Origin of the sequence: Microbacterium sp. UFMG61 (genome assembly GCF_015354505.1) — a bacterium.
Classification (GTDB): Bacteria; Actinomycetota; Actinomycetes; order Actinomycetales; family Microbacteriaceae; genus Microbacterium.
Genome location: NZ_JACAFP010000010.1, coordinates 1 through 14,179 on the forward strand (window position 1 = coordinate 1; position 14,179 = coordinate 14,179).

The window sequence follows — 14,179 nt, forward strand, 5'->3', positions numbered from 1 at the left end:
CGGCTGGGGCGGCGGGGGCGGACGCCGCGGAGGAGGCGGCGACATCGCCTCCGGAATCCTCGGCGGCCTGGTGATCGGCAGCCTTCTCGACGGCATGTTCGACTGACGGACCCCGAACAGCTGTGTGGCCCGGCCCCGAAAGGGGCCGGGCCACACTCCTTTTCCGGAGTCAGGAGGCGAGCGCCTCCGACGGAGGTGCCTGCGTGCTGAGGGCGATGACACCGTAGTCCCACCCCTTGCGCCGGTAGACCACGCTCGGGTGATCAGAGCGCACATCGACGAACAGGAAGAAGTCGTGTCCGACGAGCTCCATCCGGTCGACCGCCTCTTCGACGGTCATCCATTCCGCGTCGAAGCTCTTGGTGCGGATCACGACGGGCGAGTAGACCTCTTCCTCGTCGTTCTGGATCGGCACGCTGCCGGTCGCGACCGCGTGCAGGATGTCGGCCGAGGCCGGCTCGACATCGATCCCCTCGAGGGATCCGCTGCCCTTCTCGAAGTGGGCTCCTCGAGGATGCTGCCGGCCGTCGACGCGCTTCTCCTTCGCACGGCGCAGCTGCTCGGACATCTTGTCGACCGCGAGGTCGAGTGCGACGAACTTGTCGCCATCCGTGGCTTCCGCCCGGACGACCGGGCCCTTGCCGATCAGCGTGAGCTCGACGGTCTCGTCGGGCACCCGACCGTTCCGATACACCCTGTGGGTGACCTTGACGTCAAGCCGCTGCGCTCGCGATGCGAGCGTCTGGATCCTGGCGATCTTCTCCTCGACAACGGTTCGGAAGCGATCGGTGATACCCACTCCGACGCCAACGATGCTTGTTTCCATTGCTGCCTCCTTGTCCCGGTCCTCCCGGCCAAGGGCGGACCGTGGTCGCCTTAGAACCCCCACCGTAGTCCGCCTGGCTGCGGATGTCACGGGTCATTTGCTCCGTGTCCCCGACGCGTTCACGATGCGTTCGCTGTGACGTGGTGTGGCGGCGAGAACGACGGCGGCGATCACGATATGGTCCGCGCGCTCCAGCACGGCCGCTGCCTCATCGAGCGTGGCACCGGTGGTCATGACGTCGTCGACCAGGACGACCCGCCGGCCGCCGCCGCTCCATCGCGCGCGCATCGTGCCGCGCACGTTGGAGGCGCGGCGGGTGGCATCCAGGCCACGCTGATCTCCCCTGGCATGCTGCACGAGAGCGCGGTGGGGCAGCCCACCCGCACGCCTGATCAGCAGCTCCGGCACACGATAGCCTCTGCGTCGGAACGCGGTCCGCGAGGTCGGCACCGGCACGATCACCACGTCGCGCATCGAGCAGGCACTCTGCAGAAGCGCTGCGTCGACCGCCGCGGCGAGCGCGCGGCCGAGCGGCCTCGCGAGCACGGTCTCGCCGTCGTCCTTGAGACGCCGGATGCAGCGCGCCGCCACCGATTCGAAGGAGAGCGCGGCGTGCACCGGCAGCCCCTCGGGTGTTCGCAACTCGAGCGGCACCGGGCGAACACATCGACGGCACGGGTCGCAGAGGACGGTCGCGGGTGAGCCGCATCCCGCGCAGGTGGCCGCGAGCACGAACGCGAGAAGCTCAGGAAGCAGTGCATGCAGTCGAGCGAAGGGGGGCATCTCCCGAGACTGCCGTGTGTCGCTCCCGCGCGCGGCGCCCCCTCTGACGCCCGACCGGCAGACGGGGGGAACTCCGAGACCGAGACCGCCTGTGCAGAAGGCCCGGTGTCAGCGACCCGCGCGGGTGGCCAGGACGATCACTCCGTCCGTGAATTCGCTCCATGCCGAACCGCTTCGCGCGTAGACCGCTCCTTCGGCACCGAGCACACGGATGCCGGCAGCGGAACGCGAGCCCGCGATCGACACGGCTCCGCTCGGTGCGGATTCGGTGGTTCCCGTGCCCCCGACGATCTGCGTCAGGACCATCCGGTCCTCACGATCGACCAGGAGCCCCACTCTGTCGGACCCCAGCCACACGAGTCCGGCCGCCGGCGCGTCGAGCTGAGCCACGCGCTCGGTCTCGCCCAGCCGCGTCGGCACGCCCGAGTCATCGCGCACGACCGCCGAGACGACGACCCACCGCTGGCCGCCGATCACGACGACCGCCGCCACGCGGGCACCGTCGGCGGACACCCGGACGGCCGAGACCTCGGAGGCCTCGGGCCAGGCGTCTTCGATCGGGTGCGACACCACATCGTCACCGATCGCCAAGAGCGCTGACGGGGCATCCGACGGCACCGACCAGGTGTAGTCGTAGGGGTCCAGAGAAGGTCGCACCAGCCTCGAGCGCGGGTCCAGCTCGTCCACACGGCCGTCGCCCGCGATATAGACGTGACCGTTGCCCAGTTGCATCGCGGCGTGCGAGTCGTCGCCCGCGACGTCGATGGCGAGGATCGGCTGCGTGATGCCGAGGATCTCCTCGGTGACTCCCGGAATCGGGGTGATCTGGTTCCCGACCACGGTGCCGAAGGCGCCCTCCTTGAGCACGATGCCTCCCCCGTCGGACGGAGTGTCGACGATCTCGACCACTCCCGCTTCGAGTGCTCGGCCGTCGACGGTGAATCGCACCTGATTGATCTGGACTCCGGCCGCGGCGAGAGTCTGCTGCAGCTGAGTGCGCATGCGGGCGAGGGTCGTCGCATCGAGACTGAGCGCCGCTCGGTTCAGTGCCACATCGGCCACCTGATCGACGTCGATGGGCACCGCGTCCCGTGCCATCTGCACATCGGGCGGGAACGCGCTCTGCACGGCAGGATCGAGCCAGGGGCTCGGCGCACCGCCGATCAGCGACTGCGTGATCGTCGTGGCGATGGTGACTCGTCGCGGGAACCACCGCACGTCGGGCACCAGCCGCTCCCAGGTCTGGTCGTAGTACTGCAGCGCATAGTCGCCGTACACGCGGGGGAACCGCGACTCGTCGATCACGATCCCGTCCGGCGCCTCCGAGATCCGCCACTGGCCCTCGATGCGGGTCACGACGAACGCGGAGTTCGAGGCGCTGACCGCCTGCGCGAAGGCTCCCGTGCCGTCGACGCTCGCGACCTGCTCGAACTGCACGCGCACGTCGGCGGTGTCGCCGTCCGCAGAGTCGGTGTCGTCATCGACGGTGGAGGTGAAGGATCTGCTGTCGGCGCTGACGTCGATCGACACGCCTGTGTTCGGCCGCCAGGACGCGGCCATCTCGGGTGTGAGGAACTTGCGGGCCGTGTCCCAGTTGTCGGCCGGTGTGATCGCGGCCTCCATGAAGCCCTCCACGATCGCCGCCGGGCCGGCCCCCTCGATCGGCCCCGAGGCGAGCGGCAGGAAGTCCGGGTCCTCCGGCGAGGCGCCGAGAGCCAGCCCGGACTGCACGTCACCCGTCGTCGGCAGACCCGTGCACGCGGTCATGATCAGCATCGCCGTCGTCGCGGCGATGGCGGCGAGCACCCGTCGAACGCGCGCGGTCATTCGAGACTCCGCTCGTCGAAGAGCTCGGCGGGGAGATCCGCGAGACGGATCGGCTGCGTGGCATCGCCGAGCTCCCCCATCGGCTCCTGCGGCTCCAGCGGGACCGGGGAGGGCCCGTCGATGGTGCCTCCCCTGCGTGGAAGGGTGAGCACGAAGTTCGTCCCCACTCCGAGCTCCGACCAGACCGCGAGGGTGCCGCCGTGCAGCGTCGCGTCGCCGAGCGCGATCGAGAGGCCGAGCCCGGTGCCGCCGATGGTGCGCTGTCGCGAGGGATCCGCACGCCAGAATCGGTCGAACACGCGTTCCGCGTCTGTCGGATTCATCCCGAGTCCGAAATCGTGCACCCCCGCGGCGACCGCGTGCTGATTGCTGTCGACCGTCACCACGATCGGACGTCCTTCGCCGTGCTCGATGGCGTTGCCGACGAGATTGCGAAGGACCCGACGGACCCTGCGCGGATCCATGTCGACGGGAGAGTATCCCCCCGGCGCGACCAGACGCAGCTCGCTGCCGCGTTCGTCGGCGAGGGGCTTCATCTGCTCGATGATGTCCTCCGCGAGGTGCGCCAGGCTCGTCGCCTCCAACTCCAATTGCACGGAACCGGCGTCGTAGCGACTGATCTCGAGCAGGTCGGACAGCAGGGTCTCGAAGCGCTGCACCTGTGTGTGCAGGAGTTCCGTGGTCCGCGACGTCGTCGGATCGAACTCACCGCGCTGATCGTTGAGCATGTCGGCGGCCAGTCGGATGGTGGTGAGCGGAGTACGCAGCTCGTGGGAGACGTCGGAGACGAACCGCTGCTGTACGAGAGACAGCTCGCCGAGCTCCTTGATCTGGGCTTCGATGCTGTCTGCCATCGCGTTGAAGGATCGACCGAGTGTGGCGATCTCGTCCTCACCATGCACGTCGATGCGCACCCCGAGGTCCCCGGAGGCGAGTCGTGCGCTCGTCTCGGCGGCCTCGACGATCGGCGTCGAGACCGAGCGCACGACGATGAACGAGATCACCGCGACGATCGCGACGAGGCCGATGCCGGCGATCCAGAGCGTGCGCTGTACGAACGTGAGCGTGTTGTCCGCATCCGCCAGGTCGTACGCGAAGTACACCTCGAACGGTCCCGCCTCGGGCACCTGCAGCTGCTGCCCGACGATGATCCCAGGCACCGCGCGCCCGGCGACGTCGAGCGACACCGACTGCCAGGACTGACGATCGTCGAACTGGACGACGCGGTTGCGGAGAGCGGAACTGATGTTGTTGAGGCTGAGACCGGCGGTGAAGCCGTTCAACGCGACCGCATCGGCATCCGCGTCCTCGATACGGATGCCGGCGAAGCCCTCGGCTGTCGAGTAGCGGCGGAGGTCGGCCTGGATGCTGTCCCAGAGCTCCTGGAGCGCGACGGGATCATCGCTGAGCGCGGCCGAGTCGAGAGTCATCTGAGCGAGGTTGACCGATCTCACGGCATCTTCGAGACCCTCGTTCTTGCGGGACTCGAAGAGGTCGTTCTGGATCACGAGCGCCATCGTCACGCACGTGATCAGAATCGCGGTGGAGGTGAGGATGAGCGTGATCGTCAGAGTGCGGAAGCGCAGCGATCGCCGCCACAGGGCGCCGAGGACCGTCGGCCATCCACGCCAGTCGCGAAGGACCGCGACCGCCGTGGTCGTCGCCGTCGTCGCAGCCATCGAGCTCCTAGCCCGCGCTCCCGGCGCGGTAGCCGACGCCACGGACCGTCATGACGATCTTCGGGTTGTCGGGATCGAGCTCGACCTTCGCGCGCAGGCGCTGCACGTGGACGTTCACGAGTCGCGTGTCTGCCTTGTAGTGATAGCCCCAGACCTGTTCCAGCAGCATCTCGCGGGAGAAGACCTGCTGCGGCTTGGACGCGAGCGCGACGAGCAGCTGGAACTCCAGGGGCGTGAGTGCGATCGGGGCCCCATCACGGCGCACCTCATGCGCATCGACGTCGACAGTGAGGTCACCGACGCGCAACTGCTCTGCGACCGTCTGCGGCGTCGGTCGAAGCCGCGTGCGGATGCGTGCCACGAGCTCCTTGGGGTTGAACGGCTTGACGATGTAGTCGTCGGCGCCCACCTCCAGCCCTCTGACCACGTCTGCGGTGTCGCTGCGGGCGGTGAGCATGATGACGGGGACACCCGACTCCGCGCGGATCCGCGTGCAGATCTCGATGCCGTCCATTCCGGGGAGCATGAGGTCGAGCAGCACGAGGTCGGGGCGCTGGGTGCGCCATTCCTCGACGGCCCGCGCACCGTCGGCGCAGAACACCGGCTCGAAGCCCTCCGTACGGAGCACGATGCCGATCATCTCGGCGAGCGCGATGTCGTCGTCGACCACAAGAATGCGTGAGGTCATAACTGTTACCTTATGGCACTCAGTACCACGTACCCCATGTCTGCGCTCCGCCCGAGTGTTGTGACACGATGGGAGCGCACGACGGAGGGAGTGCCGGTGACCGGCCAGACGTGGACCCCTGCCCCGAAGAGGGGCATCATCCCCCTGCATCCGCTGACCTTCGGGATGCTGCTGAGCAGGTCGTTCGCAGCACTGCGCCACAACCCCAAGGTGCTGTTCGGCTTCGGGGTCGTCATCCAGCTGGCCGTCGTCGTGCTCAGTGCGGTCGTCATGGGATTCGTCTTCGTCACGACCTTCACCAGGCTCGAGTCCCTCTCCCCCGCGTCCTCGGACTTCGAAGCGGTCTTCGCAGGCACCATCGCGATGAACATCGTGGCCGGCATTGCAGTCGGACTCGCGTCGATCGCGTTCACCGCTCTCATGCAGGGCGTGGTGGCGGCCGAGATCGGATTCGCGGCGATCGGGGTGAAGGCGTCGCTCGGAACGCTGTGGCGGAGGATGATCCCGTCCTTCTGGCGTCTCGCCGGCTTCGCGTCACTGTCCATCATCTTCGTGTTCGGCGTGATCGTGATCGTCTTCCTCGTCATCGCCGGTTTCGTGGCGGGTGGCCTCGGCGGCTCCGGAGAGGCCATCGTCGGCGTCGTGATCCTCGTGATCCTCATCATCGTCGCCACGATCCCACTCGTCGTCTGGCTGACGACCAAGCTCCTGCTCGTGCCGTCGATCCTCGTGCTCGAGCGCGCGAAGTTCCGCGACGCGATCGTGCGGTCCTGGCGCCTCACCCGCGGTCGGTTCTGGGTCGCCTGGGGTGTCACCTTCCTGATCGGCGCGATCATGGGCGTCGCCATGCAGCTCGTCAATCTCCCCGCATCGATTCTCGGTGCGATGCTCGGGAATGTGCTCTCGCCGACGGGATCGATGGACACGGCCGAGATCCTGGGCTTCGTCTTCGCACTGCTGGCGCCCCAGATCCTGCTCCTCGTGCTGCAGGCGATCACGCTGGTCGTGCAGAGCACGGCGGGCACCCTCGTGTACCTCGACAGTCGTATGAGATACGAAGGCCTGGACCAGGCGCTGATCGGCTACGTCGAGCGCCGCGATCTCGGCTGGGCCGACGAGCAGCTGGGAGATCCGTTCGCGGTCGATCCCGAGCGTGCCGTCGGCAGCGCTCCCCCTCCGGCACAGCTGCCCGAGTGGGCACTGGCGACGCAGGGCGGCCAGTACCTCCCGCAGCAGTACCCGGCGCAGCCGTACCCTGCGCAGCAGTACCCAGCGCAGCAGTACCCGGCACAGCCGTACCCAGCGCAGCAGTACCCGGGGCAGCCGTACCCGGCGCAGCCCCCCTATGCCGGTCAGCCGCAGTACGCGGCCCCGACGTACCCGGGTCAGCCATCGTACGTGCCCCAGCCGGAGCCGGCGCCGGCTCCCCCGGCGCCGGGTGCGACCGCATCCCCACCACCGCCGTACGTCCCGCCGGCGAACACCGCGCCGCTCGAGCGATCATGGGGGCAATCCACTCAGGACCGTGACGGCTCCGCATGATCCGTCACCTGGGCGAAGGGCTGATTCCCGACGGCGACGACGCACGTCGGTGGGCGGAGGAGGAACTCTCCGATCCGCGCTACGCGGATGCGAGGCCGACCTGGTTCGATCTGCTCGCGCGTGACATCGGCCGCTTCCTCGCCGATCTCTTCAACCAGGACAACAGTGCAGGCGTGGGCCCGTCTGCACTCATCGTCGTCTGCATCATCATCGTCGCCGCGCTCATCGTCGCGCTGATCGTCTGGGGTCGTCCGCGACGGTCCCGCGCGAGTCGCCGTCACGGCGACGCTCTGCTCGGCGCGGATGACGACCGCTCCGCCGCACAGCTGCGCGCGGATGCCGAGCGCTGCGCGCGCAGCGGCGACTGGGACGAGGCGACGGTCCTGCGCTTCCGGGCCCTGGCACGGGGCCTGCTCGAGCGCGACCTCATAGATCCCGCGCCCGGAGCCACCGCGCAGTCGATCGCCCGTGAGATCTCGACGACATTCCCCATCGAGGCCGCAGCCGTGCGGTCTGCTGCAGCATCCTTCGACGACGTCCGATATCTGCGACACCCCGCCACCGAGCAGAGCTATTCCGAGCTCGCCACGACAGACGACCGACTCGTCGCGCTCCGGCCGGAGCTGGTGAGCTCATGACGATCATCGAGGAGTCGTCGATTCCGACCGCCACCGCGGAAGGCCCGACTCATCGTCGCCGGCTGAAGACCCTGGGCGGATGGGCGGTGGTGGCCGCGCTGGTTCTGGGCGGTGTCGTCGTCGCCACCCAAGTCGGCGTGCAGATGCCGGATCGGCGCGGAGCCCTCGATCCCGAGAGCGTCGGGGACTCGGGAACCAAGGCCCTCGCTCAGATACTCGAGGACCAGGGAATCGAGGTCGAGGTGCACCGGTCCCGTGCCGATGCGCGAGCGGCACTCGACGACGACACGACTCTGGTCATGGCGAATCCCTTCGCACTCAGCGACGACGCGGTCATGCAGCTCATCGAGCCGGCCGAACGCGTCGTCTTCCTCTCCTCGAGCACGCATCTGCTCGCGGTGCTCGATCTCGGCACCAACGCCGCGCCGGACTCCGCGCCCGTCTCGGCGGAGTGCGACGTGCCGGAGTTCGCGAACATCGGCAGCATCCGTCCCGACCGCCTCTTCACCCCCTCCGAGGGAGTGGTCGCCTGTTTCGGCGACGACGACGCGGCCGCCGTGCTCGTCGACGAGGGCGACGGGACGACCCGCACCGTCGTCGAGGGTGCCCGCCTCTTCAGCAACGCCTACCTGGCCGACGACGGCAACGCCGCTCTCGGCCTCGCTCTGCTCGGTCAGTCCGAACGCGTGGTCTGGTACGTGCCGAGCTTCGACGACTCGGACATCGAGGGTGAGATGCCCGACTCTCTCGGCTCGCTCACCCCGGGATGGGTGACGCCGGCGATCGTCCTGCTGATGCTGTCGGGGGTCGCTGCCGCGCTGTGGAGAGGTCAGCGTTTCGGCCCGCTCGTGGCCGAGACCCTCCCGGTCACGGTTCGCGCCTCGGAGACGATGCACGGCCGCGCACGCCTGACAGCGAAGGCCGGAGACGCCGCGCACGCGGCGGAAGCACTCAGAGACGGCAGCCGGCGGCGGCTCGCCCGTCGGCTCGGTCTCGCCGAACGGGCGAGACCCGAGGAGGTCGCTGACGCCGCGGCCGACCGCCTGCGCATCCCCCGGGGTTCGCTTCACGAGCTTCTGGCGGGGCTGCTGCCCGAGGACGACGCCGGCCTGATCGTCTTCGCCCGGCGCCTGAGCGACCTCGAAGCCGCCGTCGACGACTCGACCCACGAGCTGCGGGGGCGCGAATGACCCTAGCCACCCGACAGCCCCGCACCAGCTCCGATAGCCACACCACCTTCGTGCGCACGCACATGGTGACCACCGACGTCCACGTCAGAACGGAAACCGAGGACATCACGTGACCGCTGAGAACTTCACCGACGCCGAGCTTCGTCAGGCGATGCACCGAGTCCGCACGGAGGTCGACAAGGCCGTCGTCGGCCAGGCCGGAACCGTGACGGGCCTGCTCGTGTCGCTTCTCGCACGGGGCCACGTGCTCCTCGAAGGCGTCCCCGGCGTGGCGAAGACCCTCGTCGTACGCTCCTTCGCGCGGGCCCTCGGGCTGGACACGAAGCGCGTCCAGTTCACCCCCGATCTCATGCCGGGGGATGTCACGGGCTCGCTCGTCTACGACGCACGCACCGGCGAGTTCGACTTCCGAGCCGGCCCGGTGTTCACGAACATCCTTCTCGCCGACGAGATCAATCGCACGCCACCGAAGACGCAGGCGGCCCTTCTCGAGGCCATGGAGGAACGTCAGGTCTCGGCGGACGGGATGAGTCGCGCGCTGCCGGACCCTTTTCTCGTCGCAGCGACGCAGAACCCGATCGAGCACGAAGGCACCTATTCCCTGCCCGAAGCGCAGCTCGACCGGTTCCTGATGAAGCTCGTCGTCGGAATGCCCGAGCGCGATGCCGAGGTCGCCGTCCTCCGCAAGCACGCCTCGGGGTTCTCCCCTCGCGAACTCACCGGAGTCGAGGCCGCTGTCACCGCTGAGGAGATCCGAGCCGCGCAGGCCTCGGCGGCCCGAGTCGAGGTCACGGATGACGTGCTCGGTTACGTCGTCGATCTCGCGAGGGCGACGCGCCAGTCACCCTCGGTCGAACTCGGGGCGAGCCCGCGCGCCTCGACCGGACTCCTCGCCGCGGCGAAGGCCTGGGCCTGGCTCAACGCCTCATCAGCGGTGACTCCCGACCACGTGCAGACCATGCTGGTGCCCGTGTGGCGGCACCGCCTGCAGCTTCGGCCGGACGCGCAGATGGAGGGCGTCTCGGCCGACGCCGTGCTGACCTCGGTCGTGCAGCAGACCCGGGTGCCGATCTAGGTGTTCGTCACCGGCCGCCTCGCCGTCGCGATCGCCGTGGGCGTCGTTCCGCTGGTCCTCACCGGACTCGTGGGCTATCCGCCGTACCTGATCCTCGGCGCGTGGATCGCTTTGTGCGTCGTGCTGACCGCGCTCGATGTGGTGCTGTCGCCGAGCCCGCGCACTGTCGCCGTGAGTCGCCGTGTCCCCGCGCGCGTGCGCCGCGGGGAGGTCACACCCGTCAGCGTCGCGCTGCACAACCGGGGGTCCCGCACCTTGCATGCGCTGATCCGCGATGCGTGGCAGCCGACTGCGGGAGCGAGCAGGGAACGCCACCGCCTCGCGGTTCCACCGGGTGAGCGTCGGCGCGCGTCGTTCCCCCTGCAGCCACGCCGTCGGGGCGAGCTCGTGAGCGAGTTCGTGATGATCCGCTCACGGGGACCGCTCGGGCTGGCGGGGCGTCAGGCACGCCACAGGGTGCGCGACACGATTCGTGTGCTCCCCGCCTTCGCCTCACGGAAGCACCTGCCCTCACGGCTCGCCCGTCTGCGCGAACTCGACGGCAACACGAGCCTCCAGGTGCGCGGCCAGGGGACGGAGTTCGACTCCCTGCGCGAGTACGTTCGCGGCGATGACGTGCGCTCCATCGACTGGCGTGCGACCGCCAGGGCCGGTACGACGATGCTCCGCACCTGGCGCCCCGAACGCGACCGCCATGTCGTGATCATGATCGACACAGGGCGCACGGCCGCAGCTCGCGTGGGCGATGGAACGAGGGTGGACGCCGCGCTGGAAGCCTCGCTGCTGCTCGCCGCGCTTGCCGCCAGGGCGGGCGACCACGTGCACCTGCTCATGTTCGACCGGGTGGTGCGCGCCCGAGTGACGGGGGTCGACGGGGCCGCGTTACTGCCTGCTCTGACGGACGCGATGGCTCCCGTTCACGCGCGGCTCGTCGACACGGACTGGCCGAGCGCATTCGCTGCGGTGCGGACCCTCACGACTCGTCCCGCGCTGATCGTGGTGCTCACCGCGCAGGATGCCGCGGAGTCGGCGCGCGGATTCCTCGGTGCGCTCCCCGATGCGTCGCGGGCCACGTCGATACTGGTCGGCTCGGTCACCGACGACGGCATCGTGTCTCTCGCCCGACAGCGCGGTTCGCGCGAAGAGGTGTACCTCGCGGCGGCAGCGGAGCGGACGATGCGCGATGCGGAGAACGTGGCCGAAGCGATCCGACGCGCAGGCGGCGAGGCGATCGCCGCAGACCCCGAGGCGCTGCCGCCCCGTATCGCCGACCGTTATCTGGAGCTCAAGGCCGCCGGAAGGCTCTGACGCACCCGCCGCGAGTCAGCCTGCCACGAGGCGCGGTGTGCCTGCCTCGTACTCGGTGAGGTCGCCCGTCTCGCCCCGGCGATGGGCCCGACCCCCGACGACGATCATGTAGATCAGGAACACGGCCAGAGCCGCAGCGCCGATCCCGATCTTGATCGGCCACGGGAGCGACCAGCCGGTCACGAACCCTTCTACGAGCCCCGCGAGGAAGAGCGCGAAGACGAGTCCGATCGCGACGGTGGCGAGAGAACGGCCTTCTGCGGCGAGCGACTCGCCGCGCGACCGGTCGCCTGGGGCCACCCATGACCAGAAGAGGTGGAGTCCTCCTGCCGCCGCGACGAAGATGCAGGTCATCTCGAGCATGCCGTGGGGAAGGATGTACAGGATCATGACGTCCGCCTTGTCATGGGCGGCCATGACGGCGCCGGACGTCCCCAGGCCGATCGCATTCTGCACCAGGGCGTTGATCGGCCAGATCCCCGTGATGCCGAACAGGACGCACTGGAGGGCGATCCAGGCGTTGTTCGTCCAGACCATCCCCATGAACACCGCTGCAGGGTTCTCGGTGTAGTAGCTGGTGAAGCTCTCGTCGGCGTACTGTGCGAGCGCGTCAGGCGGGCCGAGCGTCGCGACGAGTGCGGGGTCCGACGAGATCCAGACCGCAGTGCCGACCGCCACGGCGATGAACGCCACGGCGATGATCAGCGTCGTCCACCGCAGCCGATACAGAGCCGCAGGCAGCTGCTGTGAGAAGAACCTCGCCGCCTGCGTGAGGATGCTGTCGGACGCGCCGGTGAGGCGCAGGCGTGCTCGCACCAGGATCGTCGAGAGGTAGGCGCCCTGCGGCGACTCACCCACTGAGGTCTTGATCTCGGCGAGATCTGCCGATGCGGCGCGATATCGCACGATCAGCTCGTCGACGCCCGCGCCGTCGAGCCGGGCGCGACTGAGCTGGTCGAGCCGCTCCCACTCGGCGCGGCGCGCATCGGTCAACGCATCTGCATCCACCTGATTTACTGTACTCATGTCTGCGCCGCTCGATACGTCCGACGAGGTGCTGTCCGGCGAGGCCGTCGCCATCGACGTGCAGCCGATCGGCTTCGTGCTTCGAGCGGCAGGCGCGATCATCGATCTGCTCGTCGGACTCGGGGTGTTCCTCCTCACGGTGTTCCTCCGCGTCTGGCTGGCCGATATCGGAGCGCTCGACGAGACGACGGACAGGATCGCCCTCGTGGTGTCGATCGTGGTCAGCTTCGTCGTCCTGCCGATCTCCATGGAGGTCGCACTCAAGGGGCGCAGCCTCGGGAAGCTGGCGGTCGGCGGACGCATCGTGCGTGTCGACGGTGGCGCGACGGGCTTCCGCCACGCGTTCATCCGCGCCCTGCTCGGCGTGCTCGAGATCTACATGACACTCGGCAGCGTGGCTGTGCTCTCCGGCGCCTTCAGCGCGCGATCCCAGCGCCTGGGCGACATGGTCGCCGGCACGTACAGTCAGCGCGTGCGGACCCCGCGCCTCGTCGCCAGTGTGCCCGTCATGCCTTCGCTTCTCGAGGGCTGGGCGCAGATCGCGGACGTGGCGCGACTCCCGGATCGGCTCGCCCGACGCATCTCCCAGTTCCTTCAGAGCGCTCCCCGCATGGTGCCGGGTGCGCGAGACCGAGTGGCACGTGACCTCCTCGCGGAAGCCACCCCGTTCGTGTCGCCGCTTCCGTCCGCACCGCCCGAGCAGGTGCTCGTGGGGATCACCGTGCTGCGCCGCGAGCGCGAACGACGGGGTCTGCAGCTTGCTGATCGCCGCGCGGAGAAGCTGACCGGACGCCGGATCGGAGTCTGATCCGGCCGCGACGACCCGAGCGGAGCGCCGTCATCGCCCGATCAGGCGCGAAGCGCCTCGTGCCTGACGACCAGCCAGCCCGAGGGGACCGAGAGACGTTCCGCGTGCGGTGCGCACAGGTCGTGGGCATGCGGATGATGTGCGATCCCCAGTGGACCGAGCGCAGCCATCTGGTCGCCGTAGTCGTACGTGAGCGTGGCCACGGCCTCGCGGGCACAGCCCACTTTCGAGCAGAGTCGTCCGTCCATCTCCGTCAGGCTACGACCCCACGGTCGTCATGCCTGCACGCCGCGCCGCCGACGCCCGGGGACAACGCCTAGACTTTCGCTATGCCCCGTCGCCCCCGCGCCTCTGCCGCGCCTCGCCGCGGAGCGCGCCATGGGCGACACGGTCGACTCGGACGCAGCGAGGTCGTACGCCCTCCCCTCGCGCCGCTCGACGGTCGCATCGACCGCTTCGATCTCACCGTCGGAACCGCGGTCGAGTTCCTCCGCGGAACCTGGCCGGAACTGCAGGACGTGCGCTTCGAGATCGGAGCCATGCCGTCGTTCGACGCCGGGGACGACGTGCCGCGATGGTACCTCGACCGTGAGCAGCGACGGATCGTGCTCTTCCGACTTCCGATCGAACGTCTGCTTCCGCCAGGGCACGACGACGGAGCGCACCGACGCATGGCGATCGAGAGCGCGGTGTTCCGGGCTGCCGCGGAGTACGTCGGTCGCGAACCCTGGGATTTCGGCGGGCACGACCACTGAGGCGATCACCTCGCGTGGCCTCCGGCTCACAGGT

Annotated in this window: 14 protein-coding genes; 7 read left to right on the top strand and 7 right to left on the bottom strand. The window is 69.0% G+C overall.

Annotated elements, in window-relative coordinates:
- Window positions 1-169 precede the first annotated feature (169 nt).
- The 5 genes from hpf to mtrA all read right to left on the bottom strand — a co-directional run bounded on the left by hpf (window position 170) and on the right by mtrA (window position 5,803).
- The gene (gene hpf / locus IXW21_RS12850) at window positions 170-826 is read right to left on the bottom strand and encodes a ribosome hibernation-promoting factor, HPF/YfiA family (RefSeq protein WP_194764654.1); all 657 of its coding nucleotides are present in this window, start codon (window positions 824-826) and stop codon (window positions 170-172) included.
- A gap of 93 nt (window positions 827-919) precedes the next feature.
- Window positions 920-1,444 carry a ComF family protein gene (locus tag IXW21_RS18575; protein ID WP_323742248.1) on the bottom strand — a complete coding sequence of 175 codons (525 nt, stop codon included), beginning with the start codon at window positions 1,442-1,444 and terminating at the stop codon, window positions 920-922.
- A 273-nt stretch (window positions 1,445-1,717) separates the two neighbouring features.
- Window positions 1,718-3,436 (bottom strand): LpqB family beta-propeller domain-containing protein, encoded by a 1,719-nt coding sequence (locus tag IXW21_RS12860; protein WP_194764656.1) that lies wholly within the window; start codon window positions 3,434-3,436, stop codon window positions 1,718-1,720.
- A complete protein-coding gene (gene mtrB, locus IXW21_RS12865) occupies window positions 3,433-5,115 on the bottom strand; it encodes an MtrAB system histidine kinase MtrB (protein ID WP_194764657.1) in 1,683 nt (560 codons plus the stop codon). Before mtrB ends, IXW21_RS12860 begins: the two co-directional genes overlap by 4 nt.
- A 7-nt stretch (window positions 5,116-5,122) precedes the next feature.
- Entirely contained in the window at window positions 5,123-5,803 is a 681-nt protein-coding gene (gene mtrA, locus IXW21_RS12870) for an MtrAB system response regulator MtrA (RefSeq protein ID WP_194764658.1), read from the bottom strand.
- 96 nt (window positions 5,804-5,899) lie between these two features.
- Between mtrA and IXW21_RS12875 the strand changes: the two genes are divergently transcribed.
- The 5 genes from IXW21_RS12875 (at window position 5,900) to IXW21_RS12895 (ending at window position 11,556) form a co-directional block, all read left to right on the top strand.
- Window positions 5,900-7,345, top strand: a complete 1,446-nt coding sequence (locus IXW21_RS12875) for a glycerophosphoryl diester phosphodiesterase membrane domain-containing protein (RefSeq protein ID WP_194764659.1) — start codon at window positions 5,900-5,902, stop codon at window positions 7,343-7,345.
- Window positions 7,342-7,983, top strand: a complete 642-nt coding sequence (locus IXW21_RS12880; protein ID WP_194764660.1) for a DUF4129 domain-containing protein — start codon at window positions 7,342-7,344, stop codon at window positions 7,981-7,983. Before IXW21_RS12875 ends, IXW21_RS12880 begins: the two co-directional genes overlap by 4 nt.
- A complete protein-coding gene (locus tag IXW21_RS12885) occupies window positions 7,980-9,173 on the top strand; it encodes a DUF4350 domain-containing protein (RefSeq protein ID WP_194764661.1) in 1,194 nt (397 codons plus the stop codon). The genes IXW21_RS12880 and IXW21_RS12885 overlap by 4 nt, the downstream gene beginning before the upstream one ends.
- A gap of 151 nt (window positions 9,174-9,324) precedes the next feature.
- A complete protein-coding gene (locus tag IXW21_RS12890; RefSeq protein ID WP_194764837.1) occupies window positions 9,325-10,248 on the top strand; it encodes an AAA family ATPase in 924 nt (307 codons plus the stop codon).
- Window positions 10,249-11,556, top strand: coding sequence for a DUF58 domain-containing protein (locus IXW21_RS12895; RefSeq protein WP_194764662.1), 1,308 nt, complete (start codon window positions 10,249-10,251; stop codon window positions 11,554-11,556). It abuts the gene before it with no gap.
- 15 nt (window positions 11,557-11,571) lie between these two features.
- Here the strand turns inward: IXW21_RS12895 and IXW21_RS12900 are convergent, their stop codons facing one another.
- Window positions 11,572-12,564: a stage II sporulation protein M gene (locus tag IXW21_RS12900; RefSeq protein ID WP_194764663.1), complete on the bottom strand. Its 993-nt coding sequence runs from the start codon at window positions 12,562-12,564 to the stop codon at window positions 11,572-11,574.
- Between the two features lie 16 nt (window positions 12,565-12,580).
- Here IXW21_RS12900 and IXW21_RS12905 point away from each other — a divergent pair, with 16 nt between their 5' ends.
- Window positions 12,581-13,390, top strand: a complete 810-nt coding sequence (locus IXW21_RS12905; protein WP_194764664.1) for an RDD family protein — start codon at window positions 12,581-12,583, stop codon at window positions 13,388-13,390.
- Between the two features lie 41 nt (window positions 13,391-13,431).
- Here the strand turns inward: IXW21_RS12905 and IXW21_RS12910 are convergent, their stop codons facing one another.
- On the bottom strand, window positions 13,432-13,638 hold the full coding sequence (locus IXW21_RS12910; RefSeq protein ID WP_194764665.1) for a DUF3499 family protein: 207 nt from the start codon (window positions 13,636-13,638) through the stop codon (window positions 13,432-13,434).
- A gap of 81 nt (window positions 13,639-13,719) precedes the next feature.
- Here IXW21_RS12910 and IXW21_RS12915 point away from each other — a divergent pair, with 81 nt between their 5' ends.
- A complete protein-coding gene (locus tag IXW21_RS12915; RefSeq protein ID WP_228528520.1) occupies window positions 13,720-14,145 on the top strand; it encodes a hypothetical protein in 426 nt (141 codons plus the stop codon).
- The last annotated feature ends 34 nt before the right edge of the window (window positions 14,146-14,179 follow it).